The organism is Methylobacterium sp. C33D, assembly GCF_053345825.1.
In genome coordinates this window covers 168,889-183,548 of the sequence record NZ_JBKFAV010000008.1, presented here as the reverse complement: position 1 = coordinate 183,548, position 14,660 = coordinate 168,889, and the positions used below count along the sequence as shown (strand labels likewise).

At 72.0% G+C, this 14,660-nt stretch carries 16 protein-coding genes; 11 read left to right on the top strand and 5 right to left on the bottom strand.

Features of this window, described 5'->3' with window-relative positions; translation table 11 throughout:
• Nucleotides 1-7 precede the first annotated feature (7 nt).
• Nucleotides 8-208: a hypothetical protein gene (locus ACLBXO_RS08650; RefSeq protein ID WP_331313379.1), complete on the bottom strand. Its 201-nt coding sequence runs from the start codon at nucleotides 206-208 to the stop codon at nucleotides 8-10.
• A 189-nt stretch (nucleotides 209-397) separates the two neighbouring features.
• On the opposite strand from ACLBXO_RS08650, the gene ACLBXO_RS08645 reads away from it, so the two are divergent.
• From ACLBXO_RS08645 to ACLBXO_RS08635, 3 genes are all read left to right on the top strand, one after another.
• Nucleotides 398-640: a hypothetical protein gene (locus tag ACLBXO_RS08645; RefSeq protein ID WP_020091367.1), complete on the top strand. Its 243-nt coding sequence runs from the start codon at nucleotides 398-400 to the stop codon at nucleotides 638-640.
• Between the two features lie 33 nt (nucleotides 641-673).
• A complete protein-coding gene (locus ACLBXO_RS08640; RefSeq protein WP_331313380.1) occupies nucleotides 674-889 on the top strand; it encodes a hypothetical protein in 216 nt (71 codons plus the stop codon).
• A gap of 157 nt (nucleotides 890-1,046) precedes the next feature.
• A complete protein-coding gene (locus ACLBXO_RS08635; protein ID WP_447685117.1) occupies nucleotides 1,047-2,327 on the top strand; it encodes an O-acetylhomoserine aminocarboxypropyltransferase in 1,281 nt (426 codons plus the stop codon).
• A gap of 162 nt (nucleotides 2,328-2,489) precedes the next feature.
• Here the strand turns inward: ACLBXO_RS08635 and ACLBXO_RS08630 are convergent, their stop codons facing one another.
• Nucleotides 2,490-4,277, bottom strand: a complete 1,788-nt coding sequence (locus ACLBXO_RS08630; RefSeq protein WP_447685116.1) for an acyl-CoA dehydrogenase C-terminal domain-containing protein — start codon at nucleotides 4,275-4,277, stop codon at nucleotides 2,490-2,492.
• A gap of 301 nt (nucleotides 4,278-4,578) precedes the next feature.
• Between ACLBXO_RS08630 and ACLBXO_RS08625 the strand changes: the two genes are divergently transcribed.
• Nucleotides 4,579-7,845 (top strand): hypothetical protein, encoded by a 3,267-nt coding sequence (locus ACLBXO_RS08625; protein ID WP_447685115.1) that lies wholly within the window; start codon nucleotides 4,579-4,581, stop codon nucleotides 7,843-7,845.
• A gap of 139 nt (nucleotides 7,846-7,984) precedes the next feature.
• Nucleotides 7,985-8,422, top strand: coding sequence for a DUF3429 domain-containing protein (locus ACLBXO_RS08620; protein WP_331313386.1), 438 nt, complete (start codon nucleotides 7,985-7,987; stop codon nucleotides 8,420-8,422).
• Nucleotides 8,423-8,459: 37 nt separating this feature from the next.
• Here the strand turns inward: ACLBXO_RS08620 and ACLBXO_RS08615 are convergent, their stop codons facing one another.
• Entirely contained in the window at nucleotides 8,460-8,690 is a 231-nt protein-coding gene (locus tag ACLBXO_RS08615; protein ID WP_447685114.1) for a hypothetical protein, read from the bottom strand.
• Between the two features lie 149 nt (nucleotides 8,691-8,839).
• On the opposite strand from ACLBXO_RS08615, the gene ACLBXO_RS08610 reads away from it, so the two are divergent.
• From ACLBXO_RS08610 to ACLBXO_RS08600, 3 genes are all read left to right on the top strand, one after another.
• Entirely contained in the window at nucleotides 8,840-9,568 is a 729-nt protein-coding gene (locus ACLBXO_RS08610) for an autoinducer binding domain-containing protein (RefSeq protein WP_331313388.1), read from the top strand.
• A gap of 174 nt (nucleotides 9,569-9,742) precedes the next feature.
• Nucleotides 9,743-10,366 (top strand): acyl-homoserine-lactone synthase, encoded by a 624-nt coding sequence (locus ACLBXO_RS08605; RefSeq protein WP_447685113.1) that lies wholly within the window; start codon nucleotides 9,743-9,745, stop codon nucleotides 10,364-10,366.
• Between the two features lie 2 nt (nucleotides 10,367-10,368).
• Entirely contained in the window at nucleotides 10,369-10,548 is a 180-nt protein-coding gene (locus ACLBXO_RS08600; protein ID WP_331313390.1) for a hypothetical protein, read from the top strand.
• A gap of 79 nt (nucleotides 10,549-10,627) precedes the next feature.
• Here the strand turns inward: ACLBXO_RS08600 and ACLBXO_RS08595 are convergent, their stop codons facing one another.
• Nucleotides 10,628-11,842 carry an NADP-dependent isocitrate dehydrogenase gene (locus ACLBXO_RS08595; RefSeq protein ID WP_331313391.1) on the bottom strand — a complete coding sequence of 405 codons (1,215 nt, stop codon included), beginning with the start codon at nucleotides 11,840-11,842 and terminating at the stop codon, nucleotides 10,628-10,630.
• A 205-nt stretch (nucleotides 11,843-12,047) separates the two neighbouring features.
• On the opposite strand from ACLBXO_RS08595, the gene ACLBXO_RS08590 reads away from it, so the two are divergent.
• The gene (locus ACLBXO_RS08590) at nucleotides 12,048-12,833 is read left to right on the top strand and encodes an RNA methyltransferase (protein WP_447685112.1); all 786 of its coding nucleotides are present in this window, start codon (nucleotides 12,048-12,050) and stop codon (nucleotides 12,831-12,833) included.
• Here ACLBXO_RS08590 and ACLBXO_RS08585 read toward each other — a convergent pair whose 3' ends face one another.
• Nucleotides 12,834-13,019, bottom strand: coding sequence for a hypothetical protein (locus ACLBXO_RS08585; protein ID WP_447685111.1), 186 nt, complete (start codon nucleotides 13,017-13,019; stop codon nucleotides 12,834-12,836). It abuts the gene before it with no gap.
• A 126-nt stretch (nucleotides 13,020-13,145) separates the two neighbouring features.
• On the opposite strand from ACLBXO_RS08585, the gene ccmA reads away from it, so the two are divergent.
• Together ccmA and ccmB are read left to right on the top strand one after the other, a co-directional pair.
• A complete protein-coding gene (ccmA, locus tag ACLBXO_RS08580; RefSeq protein ID WP_447685110.1) occupies nucleotides 13,146-13,784 on the top strand; it encodes a heme ABC exporter ATP-binding protein CcmA in 639 nt (212 codons plus the stop codon).
• Nucleotides 13,781-14,449: a heme exporter protein CcmB gene (gene ccmB / locus ACLBXO_RS08575; RefSeq protein ID WP_012322650.1), complete on the top strand. Its 669-nt coding sequence runs from the start codon at nucleotides 13,781-13,783 to the stop codon at nucleotides 14,447-14,449. The genes ccmA and ccmB overlap by 4 nt, the downstream gene beginning before the upstream one ends.
• Nucleotides 14,450-14,660 lie beyond the last annotated feature (211 nt).

The following is a 14,660-nucleotide window of genomic DNA, read 5'->3' as shown; positions in this document are numbered from 1 at the left end:
CGGGCGGTTAGGCAGGCTGCCCGTCGGCGAAATGCTCGCGCATCCAGCACGCGCCGGATATCCGCGCCCCGTTCTGGGTGACGAACGCGTAGGGCGAGTGTTCCACGATCGCGCCACCGCGGCTGCGGATGACCCAGCGGAAGCAGCGGGGATCGTCAGCGCACGGGACGATCTCGACGGTGTGAGAGCGGGTGATTTCGGTCGTCATGACCGGTAAACGCCCGAGCGCGGGACTCCGCTCCACGGGTCATGTGCGGACGGTTACCGAGCGGTGAGGCTTCGCACGCGCATTGGACCTGTGAGCAGGCTCTCTGGCCGGAACAATCGCCGCCCCGGCCCGGTTCGGCCAGAGCCTTCCGGCCGAGCCCGCCCCGTAGCCGAGCGACAAGGATGCTGCATGCCGATCAAGGCCCTCAACGACCGCAAGAAGCTGTCGAATGACTTCAACGAGGCCAACGACGCCTTTATCGACGAGGTGCTGAGCGCGCTCCAGGGCGGCCGGATTCCCGTCGATCTCGCCCGTGCCTACCTCGCGCATCCGGTCGCGATGATGCACACGGACGGGGCGCAGGCCGTCGCCAACTACTTCGAGCGCATGCTGGCCCAGCGCCCGAACATCGACTGGACGCCGGGCGCCTGAGCGCGGCGCCGGCCCCGACGAGGAGGAGCGCGGATGACCGCCGACGAGATCGACGATCTGAACCGGGCGCGCGCCGCCCTGGCCCGCCAGCGGAACGCCATCGCCCGGCGGTTGGGCGGCCTCGACCTGGCGCCGATCTCCATGGCCGAGGACCTGACCCGGACCCTGCTCGCCATCGAGGCCGTGGACCGCGCCCTGGTCGACGCGGGTCAGCCGCATATCGACATCGGGCACCGGCCGGACGTGTAGGCATCGCGGCGCGCCCGGTCGCGGAGAAGTCTTCGCGGCCGAGTCGTTGCGGCTGAGTCTCGGCGGCTGAGTCTCGGCGGCCGCGTCTCGGCGGCCGAGTCTTGCGCCGCACTCCCGGGCGGGCGTACAGGCTCGAGTGCTCTGAGGAGACCCGACGATGTCCGACCGCATGCCCGGCTTCAACACGCTGGCGATCCACGCGGGCGCCGCCCCCGACGCGGCCACCGGCGCGCGGGCGACGCCCATCTATCAGACCACCAGCTTCGTCTTCGACGATGTCGACCACGCGGCGTCGCTGTTCGGCCTCCAGGCCTTCGGCAACATCTACACGCGGATCACCAACCCGACGAACGCCGTGCTGGAGGAGCGCATCGCCGCGCTGGAGGGTGGGACCGCCGCCCTGGCCGTCGCCTCGGGCCACGCGGCCGAGTTCCTGACCATGCACGCCCTGATGCAGCCGGGCGACGAGTTCGTGGCCTCGAACAAGCTCTACGGCGGCTCGATCAACCAGTTCAATCACTCGTACAAGAACTTCGGCTGGTCGGTGGCCTGGGCCGATAACGACGACCCCGCCTCCTTTGAGGCGGCGATCACGCCGCGCACCAAGGCCATCTTCTGCGAATCGATCGCCAACCCCGGCGGCGTCATCACCGATCTGGCGGCGCTGTCGCAGGTCGCCAAGAAGCACAACCTCCCGCTCGTCGTCGACAACACCATGGCGACGCCGTACCTGATCCGGCCCTTCGAGCACGGCGCCGACATCGTGGTGCACTCGGCCACCAAGTTTCTCGGCGGCCACGGCAACTCGATCGGCGGCCTGATCGTCGATGGCGGCTCGTTCCAGTGGGCCGGCGACGCGCGCTACCCGATGATGAGCCAGCCGCGGCCGGAATATTCCGGCATGGTGCTGGCCGAGACCTTCGGCAATTTCGGCTTCGCCATCGCCTGCCGGGTGCTGGGGCTGCGCGATCTCGGGCCGGCGCTGTCGCCGTTCAACGCCTTCCTGATCCTGAACGGGATCGAGACGCTGCCGCTGCGCATGCAGCGCCACTCCGACAACGCGCTGACGGTGGCCAAGCACCTGTCGACGCATCCGGCGGTGTCGTGGGTGAGCTATCCCGGCCTGGAGACCGACCGCTACCACCAGCTCGCCCGGCGCTACACGCCGAACGGCGCCGGGGCCGTCTTCACCTTCGGGCTGAAAGGCGGCTACGACGCGGGCGTCAAGCTGGTGTCGAGCCTGCAGCTGTTCTCGCACCTCGCCAATATCGGCGATACGCGCTCGCTGATCATCCATCCGGCCTCGACGACCCACCGTCAGCTGACCGACGCGCAGAAGACCGCCGCGGGCGCCGGCCCCGACGTGGTGCGGCTGTCGATCGGCCTGGAGGATCCGGCCGACCTGATCGAGGATCTGGACGCGGCGCTGGGTGCGTGAGCCCGGCGCCCTCGCGCGCGCAGCGAAGCGATCCCGGGCGGCGCGCCAGCGGGAAGCGTGGCGCCGGCGGGATCGCTTCGCTGCGCGCGGGAGGGCGGCGGCGCTTCCAGCGATCTGACCAGAAGCCGCCGGCTGGCGCGAGGCGCGCGGCCGGCGGGACGCTCAGAAAGCTTCCGCCTCCAGCGCCATGGTGCTGTCCGCGCCGGCCTTGATCCGGCTGAGGCGCAGGGCGGTCTCCGGCAGCATCCGCTCCATGAAGAACCGGCCGCTCGTCAGCTTCGACTCCCAGCGCGGGGAGGGGGCCTCGGCGTGCTTGGCCTGGGCGGCCTTGGCGATCTTCGCCCACATGTAGCCGAGGGCCACGAGGCCGAAGAGGTGCATGAAGTCGGTCGCGCCGGCCCCGGCATTGTCGGGCTTGCTGAACGCGTTCTGCATCAGCCACATCACGGCGCCCTGGAGGTCGTTCAGTCCGGCCTGGAGCGGCTTGGTGAACGGCGCCATGGCGGGATCCTCGCCGTGGTCCTTCAGGAACGTCTGGACCTCGCCCAGGAAGGTCATCATCGCCCGGCCGCCGTCCTTCGGCAGCTTGCGGCCGATCAGGTCCATGGCCTGGATGCCGTTGGCGCCCTCGTAGATCATGGCGATGCGGGCATCGCGCACGAACTGCGACATGCCCCATTCCTCGATGTAGCCGTGGCCTCCGAGGAGCTGCTGGGCCTCGACCGCGTTGGCGAAGCCCCGATCGGTGAACACGCCCTTCACCACCGGCGTCATCAGGCCGAGATGATCGTCGGCCGCCTGCCGCTCCTTGGCACCCTCGGAACGGTGCAGGATATCGGCCTGGAGCGCGGTCCAGAGCATGAGGGCCCGGGCCGCCTCGTTGAAGGCGCGGATCTGCATCAGCGTGCGGCGCACGTCCGGATGGACGATGATCGGGTCGGCGGCCTTCTCGGGCGCCTTTGCGCCGGTCAGGGCCCGGCCCTGGAGCCGGTCCTTCGCGTAGGCGGCCGCGTTCTGGTAGGCGACCTCGGACTGGCCGAGGCCCTGGACGCCGACGGCGAGCCGCGCCTCGTTCATCATCACGAACATGGCGTTGAGGCCGCGATTCTCCTGGCCGACGAGCCAGCCCGTCGCCCCGTCGTAGTTCATCACGCAGGTGGCGTTGCCGTGGATGCCCATCTTGTGCTCGAGGGAGCCGCACGACACGCCGTTGCGCGCCCCGAGGGAGCCGTCGGCGTTCACCAGGAACTTCGGCACCACGAACAGCGAGATGCCCTTGGTGCCGGCCGGCGCGCCCTCGATCCGGGCGATGACCAGGTGCACGATGTTCTCGGCGAGGTCGTGCTCGCCGGCCGAGATGAAGATCTTGGTGCCGGTGATGCTGTAGGAGCCGTCGCCGTTCGGCACGGCCTTGGTCTTGAGCAGCCCGAGATCCGTGCCGCAATGCGGCTCGGTGAGGTTCATCGTGCCGGTCCAGGCGCCCTCGACCATCTTGGGCAGGTACAGCGCCTTCTGCTCCTCGGAGCCGTGGACCAGCAGGGCCGCCATCGCGCCCTGCGTCAGGCCGGGATACATGCCGAAGGCGAGGTTCGCGCCCGAGGCGAATTCCTGGATCGCCGTGTTGAGGGTGTGGGGCAGGCCCTGGCCGCCGTAGGCCTCGGGCACCGACAGGCCCATCCAGCCGCCGCTGGCGTAGGTGTCGTAGGCGGCCTTGAAGCCGGCCGGCGTGCGCACCGTGCCGTCCGCCTCGCGGCGGCAGCCCTCGACATCGCCGGTGCGGTTGAGCGGCGCGAGCACCTCCTCGGCAAGCTTCGCGCCCTCGCGCAGGACGGCCTCGACCACGTCGGGCGAGGCCTCGGCGAAGCCCGCCAGATTGTCCCGGGCGTGGAAGCCGAGGACGTCGGTGAGCAGGAACAGCGTGTCCTCGACCGGAGCGCGATACTGCGGCATCTCTGGCTTCCCCCGTCTGGTGCGGGCCTCTCGGAACGGCCCGCCGCGTTGGCCGCATGTAAACGCCACGCTGCCCCCGGAGCAACGGCTCCGCCCGCCGATCGCGCGACACGCGGCGCCGTTCCTCAGTCGCGGGAAGGTCGCAGCCATTACCGCGCCCAGCAGACCTTAACTTCGTGTTTACCAAGAAAGTTAATGGTCACGCTCGAACGATCCGACGCGTGCGTCCGTGGATACCGAAATCCGGTCCCGCTCTGCGCCGAGGAAACGGACGCCGAACGCTGCCGACGACAGGCCACCGATGACCCGCAACGCGATGCCGCAGCTCGACAGTTTCGATCCCGAGGTGCTCGACGCGGCCCGCGACGTGGCGGCGCGGGCGGGCGTCCCGCTCGAGACCTGGATCGCCTCGGTGGTGCCGCAGCAGCAGGCGGCCGGCCAGGGCAATCGCCGGCACCGGCGGCGTCACCGCGCCGAGCAGCTCGCCCTCGGCGGCGCCCGGCCCGACGCATCGGCCGAGCGTCCCCTGCCGCCGGCCGTGTCCGACCACCGGGCTCACGGCACGGCGCCGCGCCCCGAAGGCTACGGCGACGGCATCGCCGCTCTGATGGACCGCCTCGACGGCCTCGACCGCGCCCTCGACCACGAGCGGCGCGCCGCCCAGGAGGCCGAGGCGCGGCGCCTCGCGGAGATCGAGTCGCGCATCGAGCGCGCCCTGAAGGCTGCCCCCGTCCAGCAGGTGACCGAGCGCCTCGGCGACATCGAGCGCCGCATGTCCCAGCTCGGCGAGCAGGTCGCCGCGACCCGCGCGCCCGGCCGTCGCGCGCGCCCCGCCGCCGCCGACATCCGCAGCGCCGTCCAGGACATCCGCCAGCGGCAGCGCGAGCTGGCGCAGGGCGCCGAGCCGGGGCCCGCCGCGTCCCCGGCCGACGGCGGCGTCGTCGCCAGCATGCGCCTCGACCTCGCCCGCCGCCTGGAGGCCCGGATCGAGGAGGGCGTCGCGCCGTCGACCGCCCTGATCGAGCTCCAGGAGGAGACCACGCGCCTGCGGGAGGCGATCAATCAGCTGGCGACGAGCCGCGACATCGGCGCCCTGGAGCAGGCGGTCGTCACCCTGGCGAGCGGCATCGAGCGCGCCCAGGCCGGGACCGATCTCACCGCCATCGCGGCGCCGATCGAGCAGGTCCGCGCCCAGGTCGAGCGCCTCGCCGAGGAGGTGGCCGAGAACGTCCACAGCCGCGTCGCGGAGGACGTCCGGCGCCTCGCCGAGCGCCTCGACACCGCGGCCGCGACCGGCGCGGCCGGGCCGGATGACCACACCCTCGCGGGCCTGTTCGCCGAACTCGAGGAGATCCGGCGGCAGATCGGCGCGCTCGCCGGTCCGGAGCGCATCCAGGGCCTCGCGCAGAGCCTGCAGGCGGTGAGCGCGCAGATCGCCCAGCTGCAGCGGACGGCCGCCGGTCCGGACCTGCGGCCGATCCTGGAAGAGATCCGGAGCGACGTGAAGATCGCCGCGCCGGCCGCGCTGGCGGAGCAGATTCAGGCGCTCGCCGAGAAGGTCGACGTGCTCTGCGCCCGGGACGACTGGTCCGAGCGCTCCGGCGACGCGAGCGTCGCCCGCTCGGGCGACATGGCGTCCATCCACGCCATGCTCCGGAGCCTCGCCGAGAAGGTCGATCAGGTCGGCAACCGGTCCGAGCAGGACGGCCTCGACGCCCTGGAGCGGCAGGTCGTCTCGCTGGCCGGCCGTCTCGACGCGCCGCACAGCGCCGATCCGGCGCTGGCCGGCCTGGAGCGCACCATGGGCGACCTGCTGCGGCAGGTGACGGCGCTCAAGGACGCGGCGCCGAGCGAGGCCGTGGTGGAGCGCGCCGCCCGCAACGCGGTCGCCCAGACCCTCCAGACGTCCGGACTCGGCGCGGCCGAGTCGGGCGAGATCGGCCTCCTGCGCGCCAGCCTCGCGGACATGCAGGCCCGGCAGGTCGCCTCCGACCAGCGCCTCGGTGCCACCCTCGAGGGGGTTCAGTCGGCCCTGGAGCGGCTCCTCGTCCGGCTCGGCCCGGCCGAGGCCGTCCCGGTACGGGGGCCGTCCCTCGACGAGCGCCTGATGTCCTCGACGAGCCCTGAGGTGGCCCTCGCGCCCGTCGAGGCGCGCGCCAAGCCGCGGCGCGACGGTGTCGAGGCCTCCCGCCTTGCCGACGACCTGCTCGAGCCCGGCAGCGGCCGGCCGCCGCGCGAGCCGCGGACGGCCCGGGAGCCGTCCGCCCGCCGGCCCGCGCAGGAGCGCCTCGGCGACGTCGCCGCGCGGTCGGCGGTCGACGCCAAATCCGAGACCGATATCAAGACCAGCTTCATCGCCGCCGCGCGCCGCGCGGCCCAGGCTGCCCAGGCGGAGCTGGCCGCCGAGGCGCCGGCCGAGCGCCGCGAAGCCCGCGGTGACCGGGTGGCCGCCCTCCAGGGCGCGTCGACCGGCCTTCTCGGTCGGCTGCGCGCCGAGATCGATCGCCGGCGCCGACCGCTGCTGCTCGGCCTCGCCGCCATCGTGCTGGCCCTCGGGGCGCTCCAGGCGATCACCATGCGCGGCGCCGACGAGTCGCGGCCGCCCGCTCCGACGAGCCTGGTCGCGCCGTCCCGCGGCGATGCCGCGGACGTCCAGAAGGACGCTGCGGACGGCTCCAAGGACGGCTCCAGGGACGCGTCGAAGGACCCGGTCAGGGAGAGCGCCGAGTCCAAGCCGGCCCCGGCAGACCCGACGACGACCCAGGCCCTGCCCAATCCCGTCCCCGCGGAGGCACGGCCCGGCGCCAAGGCGGCCGTGCCGCAGGTCTCCGGGATGAACAGCCTTCAGGCCGAACTCGGCAACCTGCCGCCGGCGCTGGCGAAGGTGAAGCTCGCCGCCCTCGACGGCGACGGCGCGTCGATCTGGGACCTCGCCACCCGGGAGGCCGACGGCCGCGGCATGCCGCGCGACCTCTCGGTCGCCGCCAAGCTCTACGAGAAGCTGGCCGCGGCCGGCTACGCGCCCGCCCAGTACAAGCTCGCGGGCCACTACGAGAAGGGCTCCGGCGTCGTCCGCGACCTCGACAAGGCGAAGCTCTGGTACGGCCGCGCCGCCGAGCAGGGCCATGCCCGCTCCATGCACAATCTGGCGGTGCTCTACGCCGAGAACCCGGCCGCCAACGGCAAGCCCGACTTCGCCTCCGCGGCCTCGTGGTTCCGCCAGGGCGCCGAGTTCGGCGTCCGCGACAGCCAGTACAATCTCGGCGTCCTCTACGCGCGCGGCCTCGGCCTGACGCAGGACCTGATCCAGTCCTACGCGTGGTTCTCCGCGGCCGCGAGCCAGGGCGACGACGATGCCGGAAAGAAGCGCGACGACGTGGCCAACAAGCTGAGCCCCGCCGATCTCGCCAGCGCCAAGAGCCTCGCGACGAACTTCAAGCCGCGAAAGATCGACGCGGCGATCAACGAGCCGCCCGCACCGAAGATGCCGGCCAACGCACCGATGTCCCTCCTCGGCGCACCGGTGCCCGGCGCCGTGCCGTTCACGGCCCCGCCGCGCCGGAGCTGACCGCGGTCCGGGCGCGCGCTCCGGCCACGGGAGCGACCTTGACCGCCACGCCGCGATGCGGGAACGCTGCGACAGGGCGGCGTCGGACCGAGGGTCGGATCGCGCGGGTCGCCAACCCTTGCCGATGCCCGGAGGATGGATGGCGCACCGGAGTACTGTCCCGCTCGGCGCCATCGTGCTCGGCGTCGCCGGTCTCATCCCGTTCCTGGGCTTCGCGGCCCTGGCGGTGTCGGGCACCGACGGTGGCCTGAGCAGCATCGGCCTGTCTCCGCGCACCATCCTGTCGGCCTACGGGGCCGTGATCGCCTCGTTCCTGGGAGGGATCCGCTGGGGCGCCGCCGCGGCGCGCAACGCCGGCAACGGCGATTACCTCGTGGCCATCGTGCCGTCCCTCGTGGCCTGGGCCGCGATGGCCGCGCCGGCACCGTGGGACCTGCGCATCCTCGGCGGCCTGGTGCTGGCCTGGGGCCTCATCGATCAGGACCTGCCCCGCCGCGGGCTCACGCCCCTCTGGCTCGGCCGCCTGCGCTTGGTCCTCTCCGGCGTCGCCGGAGCCGCGCTCCTCGTGGCGGCCTGACGGCGCCCGCGAACCGGCAGCCCCGGGGCGCGCGCCGTCAGGTCTCGCGGCTCATCTCGCGCAGGAGCTTCAGGACAGCGTCGCGCCGCGCCGGCGACTTGATCGCGCGAAACAGCGCGGCGACCTCGGCGCAGTCCCGCGTCTCCTGATCCGTCGCTGTCTCGTCGGGCCGGTCCGTCTGGAGGAAGAAGGTCGGACAGACGTTCAGCGTGGCTGCGATCCGTTCCAGCAGCCAGCGGGTCGTCGGCGGGGTCGCGTCGTCTGTCATGCCTGCGAAACTCGTACTCCGACCGCTGTACCGATCCTAACGGCAGAGCTTTCGGCGCCACCCTAGCCTTTCAGTCGCGGCGATGCCATCCTCAGGTTGCGTTCGACTCACCATTTGTCGCAGTGCGTGCATCAACTTTGAGATAGGGCATGCCGCATCCGAAGCACCTGGACAGGACCTTCAGCGTGTTGCGCGATCTGGAACGGGCGGCCACGCCCGACGAGATCGCGCGGCTGCTGGTCGACGCCTTCACGCGCTACGGGGTCTCGTACATCATGGCCGGGATCGTCCCGGATCCCGGCCTGCCGAAGCGGCGGCACGCCGGGTTCGTGCTCGCCAGCACCATGCCGGAGCAGTGGGCGCGGCGGTACGTCACGCAGGGCTACGCCCTCCACGACCCCACGGTCCGGCGGCTCTGCACCACGGCGACGCCGTTCGACTGGAGCGCCGTGCGGCCCGATACGCCGACGGCCGGGCGCGTCATGGACGAGGCCGGCGATTTCGGCATCCGCGCGGGCCTCACGATCCCGTTCGTGACCCTCGACGGCGAGCCGGGCGGGATCAGCGTCTCCGGGGACCGGATCGAGATCGATCCGGCCGAGCGCGTTGCGGTCAACCTGGTCGCGACCTACGCGGTCGGTCAGTTGCTGCTGATGAACAGCCGTCCGGCCGGGCGCGGGCCGGCGCGCCTCTCGCCGCGGGAGCGCGAGGCCCTGCAATGGGCGGCGGAAGGCAAGACCGACGTCGAGATCGGCATCGTCATGGGCATCACCGCCGCGGGCGTCGACTACCACCTGCGCTCGGCCCGATCGAAACTCGACACCGTCAACCGTGCCCACACCGTGGCGCAGGCGCTCCGGGCCGGCCTGATAACCTAGAGACCGCGCCGCGGCATCCGGATGCCCCGCAGCCCGAGACGAGAGAGCGTGCCGGGACAGCGGCGAGTGCCGCGCGCTTCAGCCCGACGGGGTCCTCGACCCTACGGTTTCTCGTAGTACACAGCTCCCGGTGAACCGACGAGAACTCGCGTCATACCAACGTGAGGTTTTCTCGTGATCCACATCGTCACCCCCGCCAACGCGGATCGCTACGCCGACGCGATGGAGCAGGCCTGGCGCCTGCGCCACGAGATCTTCGTCGCCGAGAAGGGCTGGAGCGAGCTGGCCCGGCCGGACGGCCGCGAGATCGATCAGTTCGACACGCCGCACGCGATCCATTTCCTCGCCATGGAGGGCAACACAGTCGTCGGCTACAGCCGGCTCCTGCCGACCACGCGCCCGCATCTCCTGTCGGACGTGCTGCCGCAGCTCTGCGAGGGTGAGCGGCCGGTCGGCCCGCAGATCTGGGAATGGACCCGCCAGGGCGTCGCCCGCTCGCACCGGGCGAAGGGCCGCGTCGTCAATCCGGTCTCGATCGCGCTGCTCACCGGGATCGTCGAGTGGGGCCTCGCGCACGGGGTCAACAGCCTGCTGCTGCAGATGCCGACCCTCTACATGATCCACGTCATCCAGCTGCATTTCCGCCCGCAGCCGCTCGGCCTCCCGGTCCAGATCGCCGGCGAGGAGATCATGGCGGCGACCGCCCGGTTCGACGCCCGCACCCTCGCCAAGCTCCGCGCCGTCCGCGGCGACGATCGCTCGGTGCTCGTCTCCGAACCCGCCTACCTGGTGGCCTGAACATGATCTTCGACAGCAAGGATACCGCGCTGGACGTGCTCGCGGCGCAGTGCCTGCGGGTGCGCGAACTCATCGACACGGTCGGCGATCCGCTGATGCGGGCCGCCATCGACCTCCTGCTTCTCGAGGTCGCCCGGGCCCTGGCCCAGACCCGCCCGCCGGACCGCGCGAGCGGCGCCTGAGGCGCCGGCGGCGCGCGGATGTGAGAACGGCGGGCGTCCCGGAGGCCGCCCGCCGCTGTCCACGCCGGGGGCTGGAGACTCAGGCGCCCATCGCGGTCTTCAGGTTCTGGTCGACCTTGTCGAGGAAGCCCGTGGTCGAGAGCCACTTCTGGTCCGGTCCGACGAGGAGGGCGAGGTCCTTGGTCATGTGGCCGGCCTCGACCGTGTCGACGCAGACCTTCTCCAGGGTCGCGGCGAACTTCGCCAGATCGTCGTTGCCGTCGAGCTTGGCGCGGTGCGACAGACCCCGGGTCCAGGCGAAGATCGACGCGATCGAGTTGGTCGAGGTCTCGCGGCCCTTCTGGTGCTCGCGGTAGTGGCGGGTGACGGTGCCGTGGGCGGCCTCGGCCTCCACGGTGCGGCCGTCCGGCGTCATCAGCACGGAGGTCATCAGCCCGAGCGAGCCGAAACCCTGCGCGGCCGTGTCGGACTGCACGTCGCCGTCGTAGTTCTTGCAGGCCCAGACGTACCCGCCCGACCACTTCAGGCACGATGCGACCATGTCGTCGATCAGGCGGTGCTCGTAGGTGATCCCGAGCGCCTTGAACTTCGACTCGAACTCGTCCTCGTAGACCTTCTGGAACAGGTCCTTGAACCGGCCGTCATAGGCCTTGAGGATCGTGTTCTTGGTCGACAGGTAGACCGGGTACTTGCGCGCGAGGCCGTAGTTCATCGAGGCGCGGGCGAAGTCGATGATCGACTGGTCGAGGTTGTACATCGACATCGCGACGCCGGCCTCGGGGAACTTGAACACCTCCTTCTCGATGACCGTGCCGTCGTCGCCCTCGAACTTGATGGTCAGGCGGCCCTTGCCGGGCACCTTGAAGTCGGTGGCGCGGTACTGGTCGCCGTAGGCGTGGCGGCCGATCACGAAGGGCTGGGTCCAACCGGGCACGAGGCGCGGCACGTTCTTGCAGATGATCGGCTCGCGGAAGATCACGCCGCCGAGGATGTTGCGGATCGTGCCGTTCGGCGACCGCCACATCTCCTTGAGGCCGAATTCCTGCACCCGCTGCTCGTCGGGGGTGATGGTCGCGCACTTCACCCCGACGCCGTGGCGCTTGATCGCCTCGGCGGCGTCGACCGTTACCTTGTCGTTGGTGGCGTCGCGGTGCTCGACGCCGAGGTCGTAGTACTCGAGGTCGACGTCGAGATAGGGGTGGATGAGCTTGTTCTTGATCTCGGCCCAGATGATCCGGGTCATCTCGTCGCCGTCGAGCTCGACGACGGGGTTCGCTACCTTGATCTTCGCCATGGACCGATGCCTTCCCGCGTTGTCCCCGCGCACGGCATGCAAGGGCCGTGCGGTCGTTGTCCCGGGGACCTGTCGGGCGCCCCGGGCCGGAATCGCTCCGCGACATAGCGCGGCCCTTCCGGCGACGGAAGGCGCGCGCTGTCATCCGGGCGGCATCGTCACTCGCCCCTCGACGGGCGCGGGCCCGCCGTGCCAGACGGCCGCCATGACGAGCCGAGCCGCACAGGGCGACACCCCCGACGACGCCCCCGGGAAGGTTACCGAGCTGCCGCCCGGGATCGCCCCCGCGGTGATCCTGGTGGAGCCGCAACTCGCCGAGAATATCGGCATGACCGCCCGCGCCATGGCGAATTTCGGCCTGTCGGAGCTGCGCCTCGTCAACCCGAAGAACGGCTGGCCCAAGAAGGGCGTGCGTGAGGCGGCCTCGGGCGCGACGCACGTCCTGGACGCGGCCACGATCTACGGCAGCGTCGCCGAGGCCATCGCCGACTGCCATTACGTGCTAGCGACCACGGCGCGCGAGCGCGGGCAGATGAAGCGGGTCTCCGCGCCCGAGGAGGCCATGGGCGAAGTCGCGGCGCGGAACGGCCAGCGCACCGCGGTGATGTTCGGCCGCGAGCGGGTCGGGCTCACCAACGACGAGGTCTCGCTCGCCGACGCGATCGTCACCTTCCCGGTCTCCCCGGACTTTCCCTCGCTCAACCTCGCGCAGGCGGTCCTGCTGGTCGGCTACGCGTGGCGGCAGGCGAGCGGCCGGGCGCGCCTGCCCTTCACGGGCGAACTCCTGTCGCCGCCCGCGACCCGCGACGCGCTGATCGCCCTGTTCGGAAGCCTGGAGGCGGCCCTCGACGGCGCCGGCTTCTACCCGCCGGAGAAGAGGGAGATCATCGCCCGCAACATGCGCGACATGCTGCACCGCATGAGCCTGACCGAGCAGGACGTGCGGACGTTCCGCGGGGCGCTGCGGGCCCTGACGCGGAAGGGTGGCTGATCAGCCGGAGGCCGGCTTCATCTCCGGGGGCTTGCCGCCGCCGAAGCAGCGCCCCACCGCCTCCCAGAACGCCGTCTGCTCCTCGGGGGTGCACTGCGCCATCCGCGCCTCGACCTTGGCGCGTCCGGCCACCGCGTCGGGCGTCGCGGCGACCTCGGTCTCGCTCGGGTTCCTCGCCTCGGGCATGGGCAATCCTCCGTCCCGGAACGAAAGCGCAGCTGGGCCGCGCGGTTCCGTTCCGCGGCGCAATCGGGCATGGAGGCGGCGATGGCGGAGCGGCCGCGCGGTGGCGGGACGAGGGCGGGGTATCGGGTGCGGCTCAGCGTGGACAATCTGGCCTGCCGCCGCTCCGGCCGCCGCATCTTCGCCAACCTGTCCTTCGCCCTCGGACCCGGCGACGCCCTGGCGATCACCGGGCGGAACGGGGCGGGCAAGTCGAGCCTCCTCGCCATCCTGTCGGGCCGGCTGCGGGCCGATGCCGGGCGGGTCGACGTCGCCGATGTCGGCGAGGCCAGCCTGCCCGAGTGCCTCCACACGGTCGGCCACCGCGACGGCCTGAAGAGCTCCCTGACGGCGGGTGAGAACCTCCTGTTCGCCCAGCGGCTCCTGGGCGCGCCGCGCCTGGACCCGCGCGCCGCGCTGGAGCGGCTCGGCCTCGGCCACGCGCACGACCTGCCGGTGGCCTATCTGTCGGCGGGGCAGCGGCGGCGCGTGGCCCTAGCGCGGCTGCTGGTCTGCGCCCGCCCGCTCTGGCTCCTGGACGAGCCCACCGCCGCCCTCGACACGGCCTCGCAGGCGGTGCTCGCCGAGCTGATGGAGGGCCATCGGGCCGGCGGCGGCCTCGTGATCGCCGCCACCCACCAGTCCCTCGGCCTCGCCGGCGCGGCCGAGCTGCGCATCGAGACCGCCGTGGCGGCACCGGTCGCGGACGTGCTGGAGGAGTGGGCGTGATTCGCGCGGTCCTCGCCCTCATCGCCCGCGACCTGCGCCTCGCCGGCCGGGTCGGCGGTTCCGGCGCCCTGTCGCTGGTCTTCTTCCTGATGATCGTCGCGCTGGTGCCCTTCGCCCTCGGGCCCGATCTCAACCTGCTGTCGCGGATCGGCCCGGCGATCCTGTGGCTCGCCGCCGTGCTGGCGACGCTGATCGGCCTCGACCGCCTGTTCCAGGCCGACGAGGAGGACGGCTCCCTCGACCTGATGACCGCCGCGCCGGTGCCCCTCGAACTGGTGGTGCTCGGCAAGGTCGCGGCGCACTGGCTGACAACCGGACTCCCGCTGGCCCTGGCCGCGCCGCTCTTCGGCCTGCTGGTCGCGCTCGACGGCACCGCCATGGGCGCGACCTCCCTGACGCTGCTGGCCGGCACCCCGGCGCTCAGCTTCATCGGCGCGGTGGGCGCGGCGCTCACCGCCTCGATTCGCCGGGGCGGCCTGATCCTGGCCGTCCTGGTCCTGCCGCTGATGATCCCGACGCTGATCTTCGGCGTCTCGGCCGCGCAGGCAGCGAGCGGCGGCACGGTGCCGTTCCTCGTGCCGCTCGCGGTGCTGGCGGCGCTGACGCTGATCGCCGCCGTGGTCGGGACGCTGGCGGCGGCGGCGGCACTGCGCTGGCCCGAATAGCCGGAGCGCTCCTGGGAGAGCCGGCCGCCGCCGTCATCGTCGCGGCGATGCGGCCTCCCGCGATCCGACGTCTTCGGTGAAGCCTGCCGGACGCGTCCCGGCGCCCGGGGGTGAGGCCGAGGCCCGCGATCCGGTTTCGCCGCCGAGCGCGTTGACGCGCGGCCCCCCCCTGACTATAGAAGCCGCTTCGCCGAGGGGCCGCGCTTTCGCG

Coding starts and splice junctions, on each gene's coding strand:
- ACLBXO_RS08620 (WP_331313386.1), top strand. CDS start 7,985: ATGGCGCACCGGAGTACTGTCCCGCTCGGCGCCATCGTGCTCGGCGTC.
- ACLBXO_RS08615 (WP_447685114.1), bottom strand. CDS start 8,690: ATGACAGACGACGCGACCCCGCCGACGACCCGCTGGCTGCTGGAACGG.
- ACLBXO_RS08630 (WP_447685116.1), bottom strand. CDS start 4,277: ATGCCGCAGTATCGCGCTCCGGTCGAGGACACGCTGTTCCTGCTCACC.
- ACLBXO_RS08650 (WP_331313379.1), bottom strand. CDS start 208: ATGACGACCGAAATCACCCGCTCTCACACCGTCGAGATCGTCCCGTGC.
- ACLBXO_RS08640 (WP_331313380.1), top strand. CDS start 674: ATGACCGCCGACGAGATCGACGATCTGAACCGGGCGCGCGCCGCCCTG.
- ACLBXO_RS08610 (WP_331313388.1), top strand. CDS start 8,840: ATGCCGCATCCGAAGCACCTGGACAGGACCTTCAGCGTGTTGCGCGAT.
- ACLBXO_RS08645 (WP_020091367.1), top strand. CDS start 398: ATGCCGATCAAGGCCCTCAACGACCGCAAGAAGCTGTCGAATGACTTC.
- ACLBXO_RS08600 (WP_331313390.1), top strand. CDS start 10,369: ATGATCTTCGACAGCAAGGATACCGCGCTGGACGTGCTCGCGGCGCAG.
- ACLBXO_RS08585 (WP_447685111.1), bottom strand. CDS start 13,019: ATGCCCGAGGCGAGGAACCCGAGCGAGACCGAGGTCGCCGCGACGCCC.
- ACLBXO_RS08595 (WP_331313391.1), bottom strand. CDS start 11,842: ATGGCGAAGATCAAGGTAGCGAACCCCGTCGTCGAGCTCGACGGCGAC.
- ACLBXO_RS08590 (WP_447685112.1), top strand. CDS start 12,048: ATGACGAGCCGAGCCGCACAGGGCGACACCCCCGACGACGCCCCCGGG.
- ACLBXO_RS08635 (WP_447685117.1), top strand. CDS start 1,047: ATGTCCGACCGCATGCCCGGCTTCAACACGCTGGCGATCCACGCGGGC.
- ACLBXO_RS08625 (WP_447685115.1), top strand. CDS start 4,579: ATGACCCGCAACGCGATGCCGCAGCTCGACAGTTTCGATCCCGAGGTG.